Source organism: Leucobacter insecticola (genome assembly GCF_011382965.1).
In the GTDB taxonomy this organism is placed as follows: Bacteria; Actinomycetota; Actinomycetes; order Actinomycetales; family Microbacteriaceae; genus Leucobacter; species Leucobacter insecticola.
In genome coordinates this window covers 1,751,215-1,772,359 of record NZ_CP049934.1, presented here as the reverse complement: position 1 = coordinate 1,772,359, position 21,145 = coordinate 1,751,215, and the positions used below count along the sequence as shown (strand labels likewise).

The 21,145-nt window shown below is 62.5% G+C and carries 16 protein-coding genes and 2 pseudogenes; 1 reads left to right on the top strand and 17 read right to left on the bottom strand.

Going from position 1 to position 21,145, the window contains the following annotated elements:
* Window positions 1–113: 113 nt before the first annotated feature.
* Entirely contained in the window at window positions 114–3,611 is a 3,498-nt protein-coding gene (dnaE, locus tag G7067_RS08115) for a DNA polymerase III subunit alpha (RefSeq protein ID WP_244301342.1), read from the bottom strand.
* Between the two features lie 136 nt (window positions 3,612–3,747).
* Between dnaE and G7067_RS08110 the strand changes: the two genes are divergently transcribed.
* A complete protein-coding gene (locus G7067_RS08110; RefSeq protein WP_244301020.1) occupies window positions 3,748–5,277 on the top strand; it encodes a glycosyltransferase family 2 protein in 1,530 nt (509 codons plus the stop codon).
* A gap of 128 nt (window positions 5,278–5,405) precedes the next feature.
* Here G7067_RS08110 and G7067_RS08105 read toward each other — a convergent pair whose 3' ends face one another.
* From G7067_RS08105 to G7067_RS08030, 16 genes and pseudogenes are all read right to left on the bottom strand, one after another.
* Window positions 5,406–6,323, bottom strand: coding sequence for an RluA family pseudouridine synthase (locus tag G7067_RS08105; protein WP_166323377.1), 918 nt, complete (start codon window positions 6,321–6,323; stop codon window positions 5,406–5,408).
* The gene (gene lspA / locus G7067_RS08100; RefSeq protein ID WP_166325966.1) at window positions 6,310–6,885 is read right to left on the bottom strand and encodes a signal peptidase II; all 576 of its coding nucleotides are present in this window, start codon (window positions 6,883–6,885) and stop codon (window positions 6,310–6,312) included. Before lspA ends, G7067_RS08105 begins: the two co-directional genes overlap by 14 nt.
* 65 nt (window positions 6,886–6,950) lie before the next feature.
* A complete protein-coding gene (locus G7067_RS08095; RefSeq protein ID WP_166323375.1) occupies window positions 6,951–7,616 on the bottom strand; it encodes a DivIVA domain-containing protein in 666 nt (221 codons plus the stop codon).
* A gap of 112 nt (window positions 7,617–7,728) precedes the next feature.
* Window positions 7,729–8,025 (bottom strand): YggT family protein, encoded by a 297-nt coding sequence (locus G7067_RS08090; RefSeq protein ID WP_166323373.1) that lies wholly within the window; start codon window positions 8,023–8,025, stop codon window positions 7,729–7,731.
* Between the two features lie 3 nt (window positions 8,026–8,028).
* Window positions 8,029–8,535: a cell division protein SepF gene (locus G7067_RS08085; RefSeq protein WP_166323371.1), complete on the bottom strand. Its 507-nt coding sequence runs from the start codon at window positions 8,533–8,535 to the stop codon at window positions 8,029–8,031.
* Window positions 8,536–8,566: 31 nt separating this feature from the next.
* Window positions 8,567–9,253 carry a YggS family pyridoxal phosphate-dependent enzyme gene (locus G7067_RS08080; RefSeq protein WP_166323369.1) on the bottom strand — a complete coding sequence of 229 codons (687 nt, stop codon included), beginning with the start codon at window positions 9,251–9,253 and terminating at the stop codon, window positions 8,567–8,569.
* 26 nt (window positions 9,254–9,279) lie between these two features.
* Window positions 9,280–10,509, bottom strand: coding sequence for a cell division protein FtsZ (gene ftsZ / locus G7067_RS08075; RefSeq protein WP_166323367.1), 1,230 nt, complete (start codon window positions 10,507–10,509; stop codon window positions 9,280–9,282).
* A gap of 134 nt (window positions 10,510–10,643) precedes the next feature.
* Window positions 10,644–11,048 (bottom strand): cell division protein FtsQ/DivIB, encoded by a 405-nt coding sequence (locus G7067_RS08070; protein WP_166323365.1) that lies wholly within the window; start codon window positions 11,046–11,048, stop codon window positions 10,644–10,646.
* Window positions 11,018–11,845 (bottom strand): hypothetical protein, encoded by an 828-nt coding sequence (locus G7067_RS08065; RefSeq protein ID WP_166323363.1) that lies wholly within the window; start codon window positions 11,843–11,845, stop codon window positions 11,018–11,020. Before G7067_RS08065 ends, G7067_RS08070 begins: the two co-directional genes overlap by 31 nt.
* Window positions 11,842–13,278, bottom strand: a complete 1,437-nt coding sequence (gene murC / locus G7067_RS08060; RefSeq protein WP_166323361.1) for a UDP-N-acetylmuramate--L-alanine ligase — start codon at window positions 13,276–13,278, stop codon at window positions 11,842–11,844. The genes G7067_RS08065 and murC overlap by 4 nt, the downstream gene beginning before the upstream one ends.
* Before the next feature lie 46 nt (window positions 13,279–13,324).
* A pseudogene (locus G7067_RS08055) lies at window positions 13,325–14,415 on the bottom strand (UDP-N-acetylglucosamine--N-acetylmuramyl-(pentapeptide) pyrophosphoryl-undecaprenol N-acetylglucosamine transferase).
* Complete coding sequence (locus tag G7067_RS08050) at window positions 14,412–15,614, bottom strand: FtsW/RodA/SpoVE family cell cycle protein (RefSeq protein ID WP_166323359.1); 1,203 nt, start codon at window positions 15,612–15,614, stop codon at window positions 14,412–14,414. Before G7067_RS08050 ends, G7067_RS08055 begins: the two are co-directional and overlap by 4 nt.
* Window positions 15,598–17,096, bottom strand: a pseudogene (murD, locus tag G7067_RS08045) (UDP-N-acetylmuramoyl-L-alanine--D-glutamate ligase). Before murD ends, G7067_RS08050 begins: the two are co-directional and overlap by 17 nt.
* Window positions 17,097–17,107: 11 nt before the next feature.
* Window positions 17,108–18,193: a phospho-N-acetylmuramoyl-pentapeptide-transferase gene (gene mraY / locus G7067_RS08040; protein WP_166323357.1), complete on the bottom strand. Its 1,086-nt coding sequence runs from the start codon at window positions 18,191–18,193 to the stop codon at window positions 17,108–17,110.
* Window positions 18,190–19,599: a UDP-N-acetylmuramoyl-tripeptide--D-alanyl-D-alanine ligase gene (locus tag G7067_RS08035; RefSeq protein ID WP_166323355.1), complete on the bottom strand. Its 1,410-nt coding sequence runs from the start codon at window positions 19,597–19,599 to the stop codon at window positions 18,190–18,192. Before G7067_RS08035 ends, mraY begins: the two co-directional genes overlap by 4 nt.
* Window positions 19,596–21,143: a Mur ligase family protein gene (locus tag G7067_RS08030; protein ID WP_244301018.1), complete on the bottom strand. Its 1,548-nt coding sequence runs from the start codon at window positions 21,141–21,143 to the stop codon at window positions 19,596–19,598. Before G7067_RS08030 ends, G7067_RS08035 begins: the two co-directional genes overlap by 4 nt.
* Window positions 21,144–21,145 lie beyond the last annotated feature (2 nt).

Below are 21,145 nucleotides of genomic sequence, written 5' to 3'. Positions count from 1 at the left end.
CGCAGAAAGAGACACCGCGCCACACATGTCCCTTGATTTCGATGCTTCGACTCGCTGCGTTCGCTCAGCACAGCGCTCGCTACGCTCGCGCAATCTGCGGGCGGATGGGGAGCCTACTCATCAACCGCGGTGAGACAGCGCGGCCCAAGAAGCCCCTTCAGCTCGCCGTAAAGATCGGCAGTGATGCGCACTTGCTGCCGCAGCTCGAACACGCGCACCGCGTTGGAGGTGAGCAGGTGCAACCGCACTTCGCTTTCGCCGCGGTGTCGCTCGAGCGTCGATTTCAGCTCGTCCATGAGCTCCTCTGTCGCCCGAGTGTCAGAGAGCGAGAGGTTGAGCAGGGCGACGTCGTCCTGTACACCGGTGTCGATCGGACGCACGCCGTAGGCGTGCATCGTCATGCCGTCGTCGCGAGCGTTCATCTTGCCGCGCAGCGCGACGATACTGTCTGGTTGCAGTAAGTGCCCGAATTCCTGATACGACTTGCCCATGAACAGCGCCTGTACCTCACCGGTGAAATCTTCGATCGTCACCATGCCGTAGAGGTTGCCCGACTTTGCGGTGCGGTGTTGCACGTTCGTGAGCAGCCCGGCAAAGGTTACGATCTCGCCGTCAAAGCTCGGGCTCGCGTCGGGGTTCGTCACCTGCTGCACGGTGGCAGATGCCTCTTTCGCGAGGGCATTTTCGAGCCCGCGAAGCGGGTGATCCGACACATACAAGCCCAGCATCTCGCGCTCAAAAGCGAGCTTGTCTTTCTTGGTCCACTCGGGCCGATCCGGCACCTGCGCGACCTGCTCAGCGTCACCACCACTCTCGGCGGCTTCGGCGAACAGGCTGTCGAAGTCGAAGCCGACGTTGCCGTTCTCTGCGTCACGTTTGTCTTTCACCGCGCTCTCAATGGCGCTCTCATGGATCTCAACGAGGGCGCGACGGGTGCCGCCGAGTCCGTCAAAGGCTCCGGCCTTCACGAGCGACTCGATCGTGCGCTTGTTGAGTGCAACGAGCGGCACCTTCTTCAGGAAATCATGGAAGCTTTCGAAGTTGCCCTTCTCCTCGCGCGCACCTCGCACCGCTTCCACGACGTTGGCCCCGACGTTGCGGATCGCGCCGAGCCCAAAACGAATGTCTTCCCCGACGGCGGCAAAGTCGGCAAACGACTCGTTCACTGCTGGTGGCAGCACATTGATACCCATACGACGGCACTCGTTCAGGTAGATCGCGAGCTTGTCTTTTGAATCCCCCACGCTGGTGAGCAGCGCCGCCATGTACTCTGCCGGGTAGTGTGCTTTCAGATAGGCGGTCCAGTAACTAATCACCCCGTAGGCGGCCGAATGGGCCTTGTTGAAGGCGTAGTCGGAGAAAGGCAGCAGGATGTCCCACAGCGCCTTAATCGCCTCCTCCCCGAAGCCATTCGCCTTCATACCACCGGAGAAGCCCTCGTATTGTTTATCGAGCTCTTCCTTCTTCTTTTTGCCCATCGCGCGCCGCAAGATGTCAGCCTGCCCCAGCGAGAAGCCGGCGACCTTCTGCGCAATCGACATCACCTGCTCCTGATAGATAATCAGGCCGTAGGTCGTGTCGAGAATCTCCCGCAACGGCTCCTCGAGCTGCGGGTGAATGGGTGTGATGGGTTGCAGGCCGTTCTTTCGCAGCGCGTAGTTCGTGTGCGAATCCGCCCCCATGGGACCCGGCCGATAGAGCGCGAGCACCGCCGAGATATCTTCAAAGTTGTCGGGTTTCATGAGGCGCAACAAACCGCGCATCGGGCCACCGTCAAGCTGGAACACGCCGAGGGTGTCACCGCGGGCAAGAAGCTCATAAGAGGCGGTGTCGTCAAGCGCCAGCCGCTCAAGGTCAAGCACCTCGCCACGGTTGAGGCGAATGTTTTCGAGCGCATCAGAAATGATCGTGAGGTTTCGAAGCCCGAGGAAGTCCATCTTGATCAGTCCGAGCCCCTCGCAGGTCGGATAATCGAACTGCGTGACGATCTGGCCGTCCTGCTCGCGCTTCATAATCGGAATGATGTCAATGAGCGGATCGCTCGACATGATCACACCGGCCGCGTGCACACCCCACTGCCGTTTCAGGCCTTCGAGCCCCAATGCGGTGTCGTAGACCCTTTTGGCATCAGGATCCTCGGCGAGTACAGCCCGAAACTCCGCTGCCTCCTTGTATCTGGCGTGGGAGGGATCGGTGATTCCCGACAGCGGGATGTCCTTCGCCATCACGGCAGGAGGCATCGCCTTCGTCAGCTTCTCACCCATCCCAAATGGGAATCCAAGCACCCGCGAGGCATCCTTCAATGCCTGCTTCGATTTGATCGTGCCATAGGTGACGATCTGGGCCACCCGCTCATCGCCGTACTTCTCGGTGACATACTTAATAACTTCGCCGCGGCGGCGATCATCGAAGTCGACGTCGAAGTCGGGCATGGAGACGCGGTCGGGGTTCAGGAAGCGCTCGAAGATGAGCCCATGCTGCAGCGGATCGAGATCCGTGATCCGCATTGCGTACGCCGCCATTGACCCCGCGCCGGAGCCACGGCCGGGACCCACCCGGATCCCGTTGTCCTTGGACCAGTTGATGAAGTCGGCGACAACGAGGAAGTAGCCGGGGAAGCCCATCTGGACGATAACGCCGGTCTCGTACTCGGCCTGCTTGCGCACGGCGTCGGGGATTCCTCCCGGGTAGCGGTAGTGCAGGCCGCGCTCGACCTCTTTGATGAACCAGCTCTCCTCGGTTTCGCCGTCAGGCACCGGATAGCGGGGCATGTAGTTGGCGCTCGTGTTGAATTCGGAGGCGCAGCGCTCCGCGATCAGCAGCGTGTTGTCACAGGCCTCGGGCAACTCCCGAAAAATGTGGCGCATCTCGGCGGCCGACTTCAGGTAGTAGCCACTGCCTGAGAACTGGAAGCGGTTGGGGTCATCCATGCGCGACCCCGATTGCACACACAGGAGCGCGGAGTGCGCCTCGGCGTCGCTTTCGTGCACGTAGTGCAGGTCGTTTGTGGCAACAAGGGGAATCTTCAGGTCTCGGGCAATGTCAAGCAGATCGGTCTTCACGCGGCGTTCGATGTCCAGGCCGTGATCCATCAGCTCACAGAAGAAGTTTTCCTTGCCGAAGAGATCTTGGAACTCCGCTGCCGCCTCGCGAGCTTCCTTCAACTGACCCAGGCGGATGCGAGTGTGGATCTCGCCCGAAGGGCAGCCGGTCGTGCCGATCAGGCCCTGGGAATACTTCTGCAGCAGCTCGCGGTCCATACGCGGTTTGAAGTAGTAGCCCTCGATTGAGGCGAGGCTGGAGAGCCGAAACAGATTGTGCATGCCCTCCGTGGACTCAGAGAGCAGCGTCATGTGCGTGTATGCGCCAGCGCCCGACACGTCGTCGCCCACGCCGTCGCCCCAGCGCACCCGCGTGCGGTCGCTGCGATGGGTACCCGGGGTGAGGTAGGCCTCGATGCCGATGATCGGTTTCACGCCGTGATCCCGTGCCGTTTTCCAGAAGTCGAAGGCACCAAAGGTATTGCCGTGGTCGGTGACCGCGATCGCCGGCATCTTTTGTTCAACGGCCGCCTGAATCAGCGGCTTCACACGAGCCGCGCCATCGAGCATCGAGTACTCGCTGTGCACGTGGAGATGAACAAAACCGTCTTTTTCAGCCACAGATGACGCCCCCTTCACGGACCTTCCAAGGGTACCCTGATTCGCCTAAAGAGATTACGCCGGTAGCTACGATACAGTTGCGCAGGTGAGCCAATCCGCAGGTCCCGGTGCCGTCCCCACCGTCAGTATCATTCTTCCCGTCTACAATTCGATGCCGTATCTCACTGAGACGATGGAATCCATCATCGCGCAGGATCTTCAGAACATCGAGATCATCGCGGTCAACGATGGTTCCACAGACGGCTCGGGCGAAGAGCTCGATCGTTTCGCGGCACTCGATGCGCGCATTTCGGTGTACCACCAACCCAACAGCGGCTGGCCGGGGATGCCGAGAAACCGCGGCTTGAATCTCGCCCGTGGCACCTTCGTGATGTTCATGGACGCCGACGACACGCTCGCGCCGCACGCGCTGCGAACCCTCGTTGAACAGTCCGAGGAGAAGGGCGCGGACGTCGCGATCCCGCGTTTTGAGGGCACTGGCGGCCGCGGGATCCAGACGCTCTTTCTGCTCTACCCCGAGGGCGATATCAGCTACGAGCGCGCAATGGAGACAATTTCGCCGCAAAAGCTGTTTCGCCGCGAAATGATCGAGAAGCACGGACTGCGATTCCCCGAGGGGGAGGTCCGACTTGAAGACGGGATCTTCGTCACTCAAACGTATGTACTCGCCAGACGCATCATTTTTTGCGGGAAGGATCCGCTCTACTTCATCGCCCTCCGCGGCGACGGCCAGAACATCTCGACTCGTCCCATCGACCCGTTCAACTATGTCGATTCCTGTCGAAAGATCGCTGAAACGTTGCTTGCGGGGGTGCCTGACCGGGCCCGCGCAGAGAAACTCGTGATGCAGTTTTTCACTCGCAAGGGCCTGCGGTTCTACGCTCCGAAGCGCTGGCAGAAATTCGATGCGGAGCGGAAGAGTAACTGGGTGAAGCTGCACCGGGAGTTCCTGCGGGATCTGGTGCCGCAAGAGCTTGATGCGAGCGTGCAGAACCCCACCGACCGCCGCAAGATCGAGCTCATTCGCGCGGGTTCCGTCGCGCAGATCGACACACTCATCGGCGCTGAGCTCAGCCTTACACACACGAGTCGATATGTTGGCGGACGGGCGACCCCCGACACCATCGAACTGCGGATCGCCGTCCTCCCCGATCCGACGGCGACACTATTGCTTGAGTCGCTGCCAGCAGAACGAAAAGTCTGGCTATCTCGCGCCATCAATCGCCTCGCGCGACCATTGTTTCGGCTGCGCGCGGTGCGGGGAGCCAGCCGGCGCACCGCGAATCTGATGCTCGGGGAGGCTCCCGGCGCCACGCTGATGCTCGCTGGCCGCAAGGCCAGGCGCACAACGGGGATCCCCGGCCGCCTCGTTGGTATGACGCCGGGCGCAAACGGCGCAGCCAGCACGGAGCTCATTTTTAGCTTCGTACTCCCCCGCCCGCTGCTGCAGCGCTTCGCGGGAGACCGTGTTGACGCGTGGACGGTCGCGCAGACCGTTTCGGGCATGAGCGGCCCGCAGCGCCGCGTCGCCGCAGCTCCCAAACCAAAGTCACTCGGCGGCCTCGTCTACCGAACGAACCAGGGCAACCTGAGCCTCAACCTGCTCAAACTGTAAATGGCAGGGTCCTTGGTTTCGACTCAGTGGGTTCGCTCAACCGGCGGGTAGGTGGTGTGCGCTCCCCACCCTCCGCCGGTTGAGCGACGAACGCAGTGAGGAGTCGAAACCAGGGGTTTCGGCGAGGGCTAGGACGAAAGCACGTCAATGACGTGCTGCAGATCCGCGGGATAGACACTCTCAAACAGCACAGGTTCGCCGTTTCCCGGGTGTCTGAATCCAAGCCGCATCGCGTGCAGCCACTGCCGGGTGAGGCCGAGTCGTTCGGAGAGCTTTGGATCCGCGCCATACATCGTATCGCCGAGGCAGGGGTGGCGCTGCGCAGACATGTGCACACGGATCTGGTGGGTCCGCCCCGTCTCAAGTTCAACCTCGAGCAGCGTCGCGTAGGGAAAAGCCTCAAGCGTTTCGTAGTGGGTCACCGAGTGTTTGCCGTCGCGCGTGACCGCAAACTTCCATTCGTGGCCTGGGTGTCGCCCAATAGGGCCCTCGATTGTGCCCGAGAACGGATCCGGATGCCCTTGAACCACCGTGTGATAGATCTTGTCGACCTCGCGCTGCTTAAACGCCCGTTTGAGCCTGCTGTAGGCGCGCTCGCTCTTCGCGACGGCCATGAGGCCGCTCGTACCCGCGTCGAGGCGGTGAACGATGCCTTGACGCTCTGGCGGGCCGGAAGTTGCGATCCGATAACCCGCGCCTGCGAGTGCGCCGAGCACGGTGGGACCGGTCCAGCCGAGCGAGGGATGCGCCGCAACGCCAGCCGGCTTGTCAACCACAACGATGTCGTCGTCGTCGTACACGATGCCGAGTTCGGGAAGATCCACCGGCACAATCTCCGGCCCGGCTTTTTCTTCCCAGTTCACCTCGAGCCAGGACCCAGCGGAGAGCCTGTCAGATTTTACGAGTACGCGTCCGTCAAGGCTGACGCCCCCGGTCTGCACGACCTCCGCGGCGTAGCTGCGCGAGAAGCCCAGCAGCTTGGCAAGCGCGGCATCAGCCCGTTCCCCGGCGAGGCCGTCGGGCACAGTCAGACTACGGTGTTCCATTGCCGGAGTTTTCAGCCTCGGGAGACCCTAGAGTCTCAGTCTCAGTCTCAGTCTCAGCAGCCGCCAGCGCGCGCGCTTTGCGAGTCTGGCGCGGGGAGCCGTCGATCGGGATCCCCAACAGCGTGATCCCGACGAACAGCAGCATGCCAGTGACGATGCCAATGTCGGCGATGTTGTAGATCGCCGGCATCATCCACGGTGTGTAGATGAAATCGACGACATGCCCCACCGGGAAGCCCGGCTCTCGGGTCAGGCGATCCGTGAGGTTACCGAGTACCCCGCCGAGCAGCAGCCCGAGAAACAGCGCCCAGGAGAGAGATCGCAGCCTGCGAATCTGCCACAGGATCACCACCACCACGATCACGGCGAGGATCGTGAAAATCCAGGTCGAGCCACTGGCTAGTGAAAAAGCGGCCCCCGGATTGCGAACAAAGTGCCACTGCAGGAAGTCACCGATCACCGGCACCGTATCACCCTCGGGCAGGTGGGTGACGACCCAGTTCTTGATCTGCTGATCAGAGATAAACACCACCGCTGCTACCCCGAGGAGTAGCAGCGGGATGAATCGACGCTTAGACTTCACGCCACCCGGGTTCGTAATCTCGGAAGTGTCGTTCACGCCCCGGGCTACTGCAGGCCGTCAGGCGCGCCGGCCGGCTCGGGTGAGCCGTCAAGTCCGCGCAGCTGCGACTGGATGTAAGAACGCAGGGTGCCGCGGTACTCGCTCTCGAACTGGCGCAGATCCTTGATCTTGAACTGTAGATCACTTCGTTCTTCGCCGAGCAGCCGCAGTTCGTCGCTGCGCTGCTTCTGCGCATCTTCAATCAGCTGCCTAGCGGTGAGTTCTGCGTCTTCAACCATCTGGTCACGCTTGGCCTCGGCATCGCGAATGAGCTTGTCTCGCGTGGCTTCACCCTCGTGCACGTGCTTGTCATGGAGCTCGAGTGCGAGCTGTAGCATGGCGCTCGACTTGACGGCATCGGGCTCGGGTGAATGGTGCTCTGCGACCGCAGGAGCGGCAGCTGGAGCCGCCGGCACCGACGGCGCCTCGACAACAATGGTCTGCTCTGAAACAGCGGTCTCGTCACCGCCTGATCCACGGGCTTCGCAGGCGGCAAGCTTTGCGGTGAGGTCCTCGATCTGGGCGTGCAGAGCGGCCTTCTCTTCCTCAAACTGGCGCAACTCTTCGACGATTGAGTCGAGAAAATCGTCGACCTGATCCAGATCGTAACCGTCGCGGAACTTGGTGATCGTGAACTTCTGATTCACGACGTCTTCGGGAGTCAGGGCCATCGTTACGTCTCTTTCGATTCGGGACCACTGACGTGGTCAAACTCAACGCTAGCAAAGAATGCCGCATTCTCGCATGTCGCGCTCGCCCGGGCGCGTGACTCTTGCAGAAAATTCACCACCAGGTGGGGATAATCGCGAGCAATATCCAGCAGGAAATAAGGGTCAGCATCCAACCGAGATCAAGGGAAATTTGACCGAGTCTGATCGGCGGCAGGATCCTCCGAAACATCCGAATGGGAGGATCCGTGACTGTGTACACGAAATCAACGAGCACTGCGATGATTCCTCGCGGGCGGAAATTGCGGTTCAGCACCATCACCCAGTCGAGCACGAACCTTGCCCACAGAACAAAAACATAGATTCGGAGAACGACACTGACAATCGTGCCGATCGCAGCGAGAATTTCCACGGGCTACGCAGAGGGAGTGACGAAGAAGGAGCCGCTGTCATTCGGACGAACCTCGTCGCTGGCACTTTCGATGTGCTCAGGTGACAGCAGGAAGACTTTGCTCGTGACCCGCTCAATTCGGCCGTGCAGGCCCATGCTGAGGCCGCTCGCGAAATCAATGAGGCGCTTTGCCTCGGTCTCGTTCATGCGCGACAGGTTAATGATCACGGGGACACCATCACGGAAGCTCTCGGCGATCACCTTGGCGTCGCGGTACTCCGCTGGATGCACCGTGAGGATCTCGTTCATGGCCTGGGCGGCGGGCTGCTTCGTTGGCGTAACCCGGCGTAGCGGGGTCACCGCGGCACGCTGCGAAGAAGGTCGACTTGCTGCTGCTTTGGGCTGAGGCTGCGCAGAAGTGCTCTGGCTCGCGGCCTGGACGGGCTGCTCCTGAGCCGTGGCGTTGTGATCCTCGAGGTCTTCTTCAGCGAGACCGAGGAACACCATGGTCTTCTTCAGCGGATTGCTCATATTTCTCTCCCAACGGTGCGGTGTTTCGAGACTACCCGTGCTCGGGCCGATTACCCGTGATTGCGCTACCAATGCGCAGGTGTGTCGCGCCAGCCGCGATTGCCTCGGCAAAGTCGTGAGTCATGCCCGCCGAGATCGCCGAGGCGTCTGGAGCGAGTGCACGTAGGCGTTCTGAATAGGATGCGAGACGTGCGAAGGAAGCCGCAGCAGGCTCTTCAAGTGGTGCGACCGCCATCACGCCGCGCAGCCGCAGCGAGGGCGTCTGCAGAGCCTTTTCGGCTAGAGATTCGAGGTCAGCGGGAACGACACCGCCTCGGCCTGGGTCATCGGTGAGGTTGATCTGCAGGAATGCGTCGATTGGCCGCTCTCCTGCAGCAATGTCTCGAGAATCGGCGAGCGCATCAATGAGACGCTCGCGGTCGATCGAGTGAATCGCGCTCGCGTAACGAGCCGCTTGCCGCGCCTTCTTGGTCTGCAGCTGACCGATGAAATGCCAGTTGAGGTCGAGGGCCGCGAGCGCTTCAGCTTTCGCCTGCGCCTCCTGGTGTCGATTCTCGCCAACGTCACGCACGCCGAGCCCCGCGAGCTCTTGCACGAGCGATGCCGGATGAAACTTGGTCACCACGATAAGGGTGACATCTTCGGGTTCTCTGGCGACTGCGGTGCAGGCCGCAGCAATGTCGCCCTGCACCGCAAGAAGTCGCTCTCTCAGCCCCATTGTGGATCCCAACGTGCGGCCTATTGCTACTTCAAAAATTCGGGGATGTCGAGATCTTCATCGTCATCGCCATCAAAGGCCGGATCCGGCAGCTGGGCCTCAACCGGGGGGTTTGACAGCACTTCGCCGAACTGCCCGGTGGGCGGGTTCTGTCCGCCCTGCGAGCTATCGGCGCCCGAGTCGAGCGGGTCACCACCCAAGCTTCCGGCGATTCCGGCGGCGACGCCCACGCGCGCGGTGGCGAGCTCAGCAATGCCCTCGATGTGGCTCCCGCGCCGTCCGCGCTCCACGGGAACGGTCTGCGGCTGCGGCTCTTCATCGAAACCAGCGGCAATCACCGTAACGCGCACTTCATCACCGAGGGTGTCGTCGATAACGGTACCGAAGATGATGTTGGCTTCGGGGTGGACGACGTCTTGCACAAGCGTCGAGGCTTCGTAGATCTCGCTGAGCGCGAGGTTCGAGGATCCCTGAATCGACAGCAGCACGCCGTGGGCTCCTTCTACTGAGGCTTCGAGCAGCGGCGAGGCCACCGCGAGCTCCGCGGCCTTGATCGCGCGGTCTGCACCGCGGGCGGAGCCGATACCCATGAGCGCGGCGCCGGCCCCCTGCATCACGGACTTCACGTCTGCGAAGTCGAGGTTAATGAGACCCGGAGTGGTAATGAGATCGGTGATACCGGAGACGCCCGCGAGCAGCACCTGGTCAGCCGCGGCGAATGCTTCGATCATGCTAATGCCTGGCTCGCTAATGTCAAGCAGACGATCGTTCGGCACCACGATGAGGGTGTCCACGGCCTCACGAAGGGTACTCACACCCGCGTCCGCCTGTGCCGCACGACGCTTCCCCTCAAAGCTGAAGGGGCGGGTGACCACACCAATGGTGAGGGCACCAATCGACTTCGAGATCCGCGCGACGACCGGGGCTGCACCGGTTCCCGTGCCACCACCCTCGCCCGCGGTCACGAAGACCATGTCTGCTCCGGCGAGCGCTTCTTCGATCTCTTCTGCGTGATCTTCTGCTGCACGGCGACCCACTTCGGGATCGGCACCTGCCCCGAGACCGCGCGTCAGCTCACGGCCAACATCAAGCTTGACGTCGGCATCGCTGAGCAACAGCGCCTGCGCATCAGTGTTCACGGCAATGAACTCGACTCCGCGAAGGCCGAGTTCGATCATGCGGTTGACGGCGTTCACGCCGCCGCCACCCACACCTACGACCTTGATCACCGCGAGGTAGTTCTGGTTTGTTGACACCTGGATCCTCCGCCCCTAACTTTCAACCTCTACCTGAAGTTAAAAGTTAGTATTGCCGTATACATTTCCTGGACACAAAGCTATGCGCCAGAACACCTTCTCCCCCGCAGACACGCCGAAAGCTGCGCCGGAAACTAACGAAAGACGGGTGCACGGGGAGACGAAACGTCGATGCTAGAGATCGCGCGATCTGCAAGCGAAGAAATCATCGCCGTGAGCACCGCTACCTTTCGCTGCGTCTCCTCGGCGTCACCCCAAAACACTTCAAGCCCGGTGTTGAACACGATGCTCACATCCTGCCCACTCGACGCTTCAACCGACGCCACCTGAACGCGCATGTCGGCCGGCATGTCCCGCAACACTCGGGAGGCTGCTGAGAACGCATCAGAATCCAGATCGGTCACCGCACCCGTGGCGAGCGGTACGCCCTCCATCGGCACCTCTGCACTCGCGAGCAACACTCCAGCGGCATCGTAAGAGTTGAATACACCATCCCGCTCAATCGTGATCACCGGCACCCGCTCGACGATGCGCACCATGAGCGTGTCCGGGGGATCAATTCGAACGCGTAACGCTGCACAAAGGGAAACGGCTGCAACGCATCGTGAATTTCAGATTCCTGCACCAGCGCCAGCGGCACCCCGTCGAAGCGGGAGAGAGCCTTCTCAACCTCCGCGGCATTCACGCTGTTCGCACCCACAAGTTGCACCTGCCGCACCGACATCAACGGGGTAAAGACGCCGACCGCCACGAACAGAGCGAGCAGGCAGACCGTACCGAGCGCGATCAACCAGTGCCGACGGCGGCGGCGCGCATCCGCCGAAAATCGCCTACTCTCGCGCTTCTCCTGCTGGCGACGCTCTTTCTTTGCCTCGCGAACTCGCTGCTCGGCCTGGCGCACCGGGTCCTCGTCGCGTTCCGAGCGGAATCTCGCGAGCGCACCTCGCACCCCGCCGCCCTCCGCGCTGTCAGCCAGGACGAGATCGCGCGCCCGCCGCACTTCACCCAGATCGATCGTCTCTGCCTCGCCTGAGCGAATCTCCGAGCTGACGCTTTCAAGCTCTGCCGCCTCTAATCCAAGGAGCGAGGCCTCGTCTTCAAACCCGTCGTTTGTCTCAACTTCGAGAGTTTCAAAGGCCTCAATCCCCGCGGCCTCCGACGCCTCAGTAGCTTCGAGCCCAGGAGCCGGCTGCTCGGCCGCACCGCGCCGCCTAAAGAGCGTACTGCGCAGCCTGGGTAAGCTCCGAGGCTCGTGAGACTCGGGCACCTCCGGGAGTTCTGCCTTCGGCCGATCCGGCTGCTGGGGGGCTCGGTCGAAACCGCCTGGTCGTTTCACTTGCCCGCTGACTCGAAGCGATCACGCAGAGCCTCGACCACCTGCGGGATAATCTGGTAGACCGTGCCGCAGCTCATCGTCACCATGACGTCCCCAGGCTGCGCATACGCTGCAAGATAGTCGGCTGCCCGCTGCCAATCATCGAGGTACTCGACCCGGCTTGCATCTTCGAAGTCGGCTGAGACAAGCTCACCGGTCACACCGGGCACCGGATCCTCGCGGGCACCGTCAACTGCGAGCACGACGGTATGATCCGCCCCGTGTTCGAGAGCCCGTGCGAACTCACGATGAAACAGCCGCGTCCGACTAAAGAGGTGTGGCTGGTGAATGGCGATTAGGCGCCCTTCCCCGACAACGGCGCGTGCTGATTGCAGCAGCGCCTCAACCTCGGTGGGGTGGTGCGCATAGTCGTCGTACACGCGCACGCCGGCAACATCGGCGTGAAACTCGAAACGGCGCTTGGTGCCCCCGAAACCAGCGACCGCGGCGAGCGCACGCTCAGCCTCGATCCCGAGTCCAGTGAGCACGGCGAGTGCGCCGACGGCATTCAGCGCGTTGTGGCGTCCGTAGACCGAGAGCTGGGCGTCAAGCCGTCTGCCGTCAATCTCCACGCCAAAGCGCACCGGACCCGAATCGTCAACGTCGACCAGGCGCAAGTCGGCTTCCGGGGATTCGCCGAAGGTGCGGATCACGGCGCTGGTTCCGGTTTCACCCGTGCCCGCCTCGCGCAGCGCTGCAAGCACTTCAAGCGCACCCGGATCATCCGCCGAGATCACAACCTGCTCGCGCGCCGCACGCGCAAAATCAACGAAGGCCTGCATGAACGCCTCGCGCGAACCGTAGAAATCCAGGTGCTCGGGATCGACGTTGGTGATGAGCGCGATGGCCGTGTCGTAGAGAAGGAAAGACTTGTCGGACTCGTCGGCTTCGATCACGAACAGATCACTGTTGCCCGGCGCCGAGCTCACACCGAGGGACTCGATGATCCCACCGTTGACGAACGAGGGGTCGGCGTCTACGCCAAGCAGACCCGTCACGACCATGCCGGTCGAGGTGGTTTTGCCGTGGGCGCCAGCGACCGACACGACCCGCTTGCCACGAGCGAGCCAGGCGAGCGCCTGTGAGCGGTGCAGCACGGGCAAGCCCTGTTCAAGCGCCCGCTGATACTCGGGGTTATCGGGCCAGAGTGCCCCAGTCACCACGAGCGTGTCTGCATTGCCAATATTCGCTGCGTCGTGCCCGATACAAACCGGAATACCGATCTCCTCGAGCGCGCGCGTGGAGTAGTTCGCGCTGCGGTCGGACCCCGTCACCGTGACCCCCGCCTGGTGCATCATCCGCGCGATTCCGCTCATGCCTGATCCACCGATACCGACGAAGTGCACTCGCCCAAGCTGCTCCGGAATCTCTAGGTCGAGATCGGGATAAATCATCTGGTTTCCTCCTGGATCATTGCTCGTCAAGACTACTGCCTTGGAGCTAAGAATCCCGTAGCGCCTCCCGCACCAGCGCATAGAGGCGGGCGGTGCCGTCAAGGGAACCGACCTCGCGGGCGCGCGCAGACATCTCAGAAAGTCTCGTTCCGTCACCGAGGAGGGGCAGGAGCGTGGCGCGCACCCATGCGGGGGTCAGCTCGTCATCGGTGACGAGCAGGGCGCCACCGGCATCCACCACACTCGCGGCGTTGAAGCGCTGCTCGCCGTTGCCGTGACCGTAGGGCACAAACACAGCGGGGATCCCGAGCCCGAGAGCTCACTCACGGTGGTTGATCCCGCCCGCGACACAGCAAGATCGGTAGCCGCAAAGGCGAGATCCATGCGATCACAGTACGGGATCACCTGATATCCGTCGACCCCCGGATCCTCGAGCTCGGTGAGGCCACCCCAAACATGCAGCACCTGGACCCCGGAGGCGACGATCTCGGCCGCGGCACCAGAAATCGCCCGGTTAATAGCCCGCGCTCCGAGCGAGCCTCCCGTAACGAGCAGCGTCGTGCGCTCAGGATCCAGCCCGAAGTGTTGCCGCGCCGAGGCGCGGAGAGCGACAGGATCAACGCCGGGGGCAAAGAGCCCCGTAATCTCCGGCCGCAGCGGCATGCCCGTAACCCGCGCGTTTCGAATCGGTGTGCCCGGAAAGGTCACCGCGACGTAGGAGGTGCTGCGCGCGCCGAGCCTATTGGCAAGCCCCGGCTTCGCGTTCGCCTCGTGGATCACGATCGGGATCCCTTCGGCATTCGCTGCACGATAGGCGGGCGCCGAGGCGTAGCCGCCGACACCCACAACCACGTCGATTCCGCGGTCACGGATCAGCTCACGCGTCTGCCGCACCGCACGGGCAAAGCGCGCGGGAAACTTGAGGGCCGCAACGTTGGGGCGTCTCGGGAACGGCAGCCGCGCGATCGTCACAAGCTCATAGCCACGGTCGGGAACGAGCCGCGCTTCCAGCCCCTCACGAGTACCCAGCACGACGATCTCCGCTCCCGGCTCCTCCGCCCTGATGTGATCGGCGAGCGCGAGCAACGGGTTGACGTGGCCAGCGGTGCCTCCCCCAGCAAGCAGATAGCGAGTCATCGCAGTGTCCTTCCATGTTCGGCCGCGAGCTCAGCCTGATACTCCGCGCCGTCGCGAGCAATTGATATCACCACACCCATTGCCACAAGACACGCGATCAGTGCCGTACCGCCAGCACTGATCAACGGAAGTGGCACTCCCAGCACCGGGAACACCCGAATCACCACCCCGATATTCACGAAGGCCTGGCCAACGATCCACACGAGAATTCCACCGACGACCGCCTTGCCGAAGCGATCACGAGCACGAGAAATCACCCGCAACATCACCGCAGCGAGCGCAATGAACAACACAACCACAAGGAGCGCACCGATAAGTCCGAGTTCTTCGCCAATAATCGCGAAGATGTAATCATTGTCGGCCGCGGGAAGCCACGACCACTTCGCCTTTGAACCGCCAAGCCCGACGCCGAAGAGACCACCGCCCGCAAGCGCCCAAAGCCCGTGCAGCGGCTGCCAGCCAAGCCCACTGTAGTCGTCATTGCCACCGGCGTGATCGAAGAGGCGGGCCATCCGGTTTGGGCTCGTCACCAAGAAGAACGCAACCGCGAAGAGGCCACCGCCGACAATAACCCCGAGCGTTTTCCAGCTCACTCCGCCGAAGTACATGGCTCCGATCACCAGCGCAGCCATGATCATCACGGTTCCGAGATCATCACCGAGCAACACGAGACCAAGCACGAATACGGCCCCGGGCACCACCACCGGAATGATCTCGTGACGCATCTGCCCGAGCAGTGGCTCCTTCTTGAGCAGCACCGCCCCGATCCACACCACCAGAGCGAGTTTCAGCGCCTCAGACGGTTGAGCCCCGAAGCTGCCAATCTGAATCCAGTTGCGGTTGCCGTAGACCTCGACGCCGAGCGGGGTAAACACGAGCAGCTGCAACAGCATCCCGAAACCGAGCAGCACCCATGCCCACTTCTTCCAGAACGAGATCGGCATCGCCGCCGCGAGCAGCATCAGCGGCAAACCGATGAGCGCGAAGGTCGCCTGGCGCCAAAAGCCACCGAAGAATCCTTGGTCTGCGACGTAGGAGGTGATGGACGAGGACGAAAGCACCATAATGAGCCCGAACCCCACAAGCAACAGGGTGAGCGCATAGAGCGCAGCGACCGATTTATCAGACCCCGCCCTGAGCGCCGCGCCGAGGCTGATCCTGGCAAGCCCGCGGGCCTTCGGCTCAGGCTTGTGTGCCATCGTCCACCTCGCGCGCAGCGAGCTTCGCCACCGCCGCCTGAAACTGCCGGCCGCGATCCGCGTAGTCGGTGAACTGATCCATCGAGGCTGCAGCTGGCGAGAGCAGCACAGTGTCCCCCGGCTCGGCAATCGCCGCGGCGGCGGCTACGGCGTCGGCCATCACGTCCGCAGAGGAGGCCCCGTCAATTTCAACCCTCGGAACGTCGCCGAGATGCCGCTTGAGCGCCGCCATCACTTCGATGCGGTCTGCACCAATCACGACCGCACCGCGCAGCCGTGAGGCGTGAGCGCGCACCAGTTCGTCAATATCGACGCCCTTGAGGAGCCCGCCCAGGATCCACACGACATCCCGCATCGCGCTGAGCGAAGCATTCGCCGCATGGGCGTTCGTGGCCTTGGAATCGTCGATCCACAGCACGCCGCCAACCTCACCGACGCGCTCAGCGCGATGCGGATCCGGGGTGAAACTCAGGATCGCCGCTGCGATCGCGGCGGGTTCAACCCCGCGAGAACGAGCAAGTGCGCTCGCCGCGAGAATGTTCTGCACCATATGCGGCGCCGCGACTGCCCGCTCCGCGAGCTCCGTGACCGTCACAAGCTCGTAAGCTTCATTCCTGCGCTCGGCGTGGAAGCCGCGGTCCACGAGGATCCCCTCGATCACCCCAAAACCGCTGGGGGGCGGCGCATCGAGCCCGAAGCTGATCGCACGGGCACCCTCAATAACGTCGGCGTTCTCAACCATGCGCTCAGTGGCGGGATCGGCCCGGTTGTAGACGCACGCCACCTGAGTGTGTTCATAGACTTTGGCCTTGGCCGCAAGATAGGCCGAAGCGCTGCCGTGCCAGTCAAGGTGATCGTCGGCAATATTCAGGCATACGCTCGCGTAGGGAGAAATCTCCCCGAGACGCTCGAGTTGAAAGCTGGAAAGCTCGACCACGATCACGTCATAGCCCTGCGGATCGCGGAGTGCGTCAAGGATCGGAACCCCGATGTTGCCTGCGGGGATCGCGCGGAGGCCCCCTCAAGCAGCATGTGGGCGGTGAGCTGGGAAGTGGTGGTTTTGCCGTTGGTCCCGGTAACGCAGATCCAATCAGCAATGCGCGCGGTCTTGTCGCGCAGCCGCCAACCGAGTTCGATATCGCCCCACACCGTGATGCCGTTGTCTGCAGCCCAGCTGGTCAGCGGATGGTCAGGTCGATATCCCGGCGACACAACAACCAGATCGGGTTCGAACACCCTCAGGTCGGTGAGCTGCCCCTCGATCTCTTCGTCGCAATAGCGTTCCGCGCCGATCACGTCGAGGAGTCGCTCGCGATCCGGATCCTGCGCACCGTAGATGACCCGTACGCGCGATCCCAGCTCAACGAGGGTGTCGGCCACGGAGAACCCGGTTACGCCGAGTCCCAGCACCGCAACTCGAAGACCCGACCAATCGTCGTGCCAACTCGATAGGGTCCGCACACGCTGCTGAACGGGTGCCATCTCTCCGCCCGTCACTGCTTCAGCAACCATTCCGCATAGAACATGCCCACTCCCGCGATCACAAACAGCGCGGCGACGATCCAGAACCTGACCACCACCGTCACCTCAGCCCATCCTTTGAGCTCGAAGTGATGGTGGATTGGACTCATCAGGAAGATCCGTTTACCGCGGGTCACCTTGAAGTAAATGCGCTGCACAATCACAGAGCCGGTCTCGATGAGAAAAAGACCGCCAATGAGCACGAGCAGTATCTCAGTGCGGCTCAGGATCGCGAGCGCGGCGATCGCCCCGCCGATTGCCATCGACCCGGTGTCGCCCATAAACACCTGAGCGGGGTTGGTGTTCCACCACAGAAACCCGGCGACGCCGCCGAGGAAAGCGGCGGCAATGACGGCGAGATCCATCGGATCTCGCGTGACGTAGCACCCGGTCTCATAGGCTGTGGTCGCGCAGTTTTGCGCCGTCTGCCAGAAGCCAATGATCAGATACGCACCAAAGGCGAAAATGGCGGCCCCCGAGGCGAGGCCATCGAGACCGTCGGTGACGTTGACCGCGTTCGTGGTGGCGGTAACAATCACCATCACCCAGATCACAATCAGGCCGATCCCCAGGTAGGGACCGAACGTCATAAAGTCAAAGGGAAGATCACGGAACATCGAGATGCGGGTCGAAATCGGGGTGACCCCCGCATCGTTTGCGAAGCGCAGCCCCAGCAGCGCGAACGACACTGCGATGACCACCTGGCCACCGATTTTGGCCCAGCCGCTGAGTCCGGCCGATTGCTGCATGCGCGTCTTCATGAAGTCGTCGATGAAACCGACCAGGCCGGCTCCCACCGCCATCAGAATCACGAGCATCGCCGTCGGAGTCGGCTGCTCCCCCATCACCAGCTTGCCCACAAAGTAGGCAATCACCGATCCAGAGAGGAAGATGATCCCGCCCATCGTGGGCGTACCGCGCTTGACCTCGTGCTCTTTTGGCCCGTCGACCCGAATCGGCTGGCCCCAGCGCAGGCGGTTGAATCCCCGCACGAACAGCGGGGTGAGGAGAAGCGAGTAGAGCAGCGAAAATCCGCCGGCAATGAGCAGCGCGATCATGCGAAGGCCTCTCCCAAGCGGTCGCCCAAGATGCGAAGTCCCGCGGCGTTCGAAGATTTCACCAGCACGGTGTCGTTTGTCTGCAAAGTCTGCACCAGGTAATCGTAGGCCTCATCCTGGTTTTCAAAGAAAACGCTCTCTCCATCCCAGGATCCTTCGTTGATCGCGCTAATGTGCAAATGCCGCGCTTCTTTGCCCACCACCACGAGCTCGGAGATGCCGAGACGAACGGCCTGCAGCCCAATACGAATGTGCTCCTCGATCGAGTATTCGCCGAGCTCGCTCATCGCACCGAGCACGGCAACGGTGCGGGATCCCGGGTTTGCGATCTGAGCGAGGGTGCGAAGTCCCGCAGCCATCGAGTCCGGGCTGGCGTTGTAGGCATCGTTGATGATCGTGACGCCATCACGTCCACCCATCACTTCCATGCGCCAGCGGGCCGCACGAGTGGCGCCCTGCAGCGCGGTCACGATCTTGCCAATCGGGAGCCCGAGCTCTGAACCTACCGCCGCCGCCGCAAGCGCGTTGGTGACGTGGTGTTCACCGAGCACTCGAAACACCACCCGGCGCGATTCATCGCCGATGTGCAGCGTAAACCGGGTGCCCGAAGCGTCGGAATCTATGTCGCTTGCCCGAATGTGCGCTTCGGGGTGCTGCCCAAACCAGAGCACACGCGCGCGCGTCAAATCTTTCATGCGGGTGACGTGCGGATCGTCGCGGTTCAGGACCGCAACCGCGCCCTCGGGGAGATCCCGCACCATCTCACTCTTCGTGCGGAACGTCGTTTCGATGCCGCCAAATTCTCCGGCGTGCGCGAGCCCCACCGTGAGCACGACGCCAATCGCGGGGGGCGCCATCGCCGTGAGGCGCCGAATCTCCCCCTCTTTGCTTGCCCCCATCTCAGCGACGAGTGTGCGCGTGCGATCTGTCACGCGCAGCATGGTGAGGGGGCCGCCGACCTCATTGTTGAACGACTTGGCAGAGGCCACGAATGCTCCGCACTGCTCGGCCATCGCTGCCACGAGGTTCTTAGTTGTCGTTTTCCCGTTCGAGCCGGTGATCCCGACGATCGTGAGATCGCCTCCGGCGAGCACGCGGGCAACAACTTCGGTCGCAAGCCTGCCAAGTGCCAGCGTGGCATCGTCCACCACAATCTGCGGCACACGGTCATCCGTCTCGCGCTCAACAACGAGCAACGCAGCGCCCGCGTCAACCGCTGAGTTGGCAAAAAGATGGCCGTCAGTTTCCTCGCCAACACGGGCAAAAAAGATCTGTCCGGGACCCACCTCGCGCGAATCGGTCTGGGATTCGCCGTCAACAACCGTTTCCGGGGTTGCCCCGCTTTGTCCGATGACCAGGCGTCCCGCCGTGGCCGCCGCAATCTCAGCGAGCGTCAGTCTAATCAATGCAGCAATCCTGCCTCGCGGAGAGCCCCGCGTACTTCCTCACGCGCCGAGTAGGGAAGAAACTTCCCGGCGACTTCCTGATGATCCTCGTGACCGGGACCGGCATACAGAATAACGTCCCCCGGCTCGGCAAGCGAAATGGCGAGGCGCACCGCAAGCCTGGGGTCGCCCTCTTCGATGACGGTCGCGCGGTTCGCGGACCGCGCCCCCTTGAGCAATTGCGCCCTGATCGCCTCCGGTGGTTCAGATCGGGGGTGATAGTCGCAAATGATCACGGTGTCTGCGCCCGCGCCTGCGATCCTGCCCATCTCCTCGCGTTTCGTGGTGTCACGGTCGCCATCCGCACCAAACATGAAGATGATTCGCCCCGGGGTGACCTCCCCGAGCGCCTCAAGCATCGCCTCGAAGCTGCCGGGAGTGTGACCGTAGTCAACAAAAAAACGCGGCCCCTCACCGCCCGCGGTGATCTCTTCAAGCCGGCCCGGAATATAGACCGGGATCAGGCCGCCGCTGAGGCCAGCCTCAACGCGCGCGAGCGGGATCCCCGCCTCGTGCAGCATGATCAGCGCGAGCGCCGCGTTTTCGGCCATGAATCGCCCCAGCACCGGCACGCGACCCCTGAAGCTCGCGCCGGCTGGTCCCTGCAATACAAAAGACACACCATCGAGCGTCTGCCTGGTGACGGCAAGGTGCCACTCGGCCTCCTGCCCGTATTCGGTCGCGAGACGAGTGACCGGGATCCGCGATTCTGCGACGATCCGCCGTCCATACTCGGAATCGACCACCACCACACCTCGGGCAGCGTGCTCGGGCGTGAAGAGCGCGCGCTTCGCGGCGAAATAGCTCTCGAGATCACCGAACTCATCGAGGTGATCCTGCGAGAAGTTATTGAAGGCGACAATGTCGAAGTGCACGCCATCGAGGCGGTGGCGAACGACAGCCTGGGCCGACACTTCAATCGCCACCCCATCGACACCGGTCTCGCTCATGCGAGCGAGCAGCCCGTGCAGTTCGGAGGCCTCGGGGCTCGTGAGGTTCGCCGGGATCACCTCATCGCCAACCCGGCGCTCCGCCGTCGAGCTGAGCCCCGGAGTGAGCCCCGCGGCGCGCATCAGTTCGGCGAGCAGGTACACCACGCTCGTCTTGCCGTTCGTGCCGGTCACACCAAAGAGCTTGGCCGCAATATTCTCGGTGCCGTAGATCATCGCTGCAACGGCACCCAATATCTCGCGCGGGTGCTGCGAAGCCACCAGCACGGGTAGCCCGGAGCCGCCCCCGAGTACCGCACCCGCTTCGTCACTCAAGATCGCGACGGCACCGCGCTTCTTCGCCTGCTCCGCGAAGTCAGCGCCGTGGCGCTTCGCACCGGGCATCCCGATGTAGAGATCTCCCACCCGCACGTCGCGCGAGTCGAGCGACACTCCGGTTACCCGGGCACCCTCCAGCTCGCCGCGGATACTGAGCGCAAAACGCTCAGCCACCGCTTCAAGCGAAACGGGGAGAGGGGTTCTCGGGCGAATGCTGAGCGCATCTCCGTTACTCACGT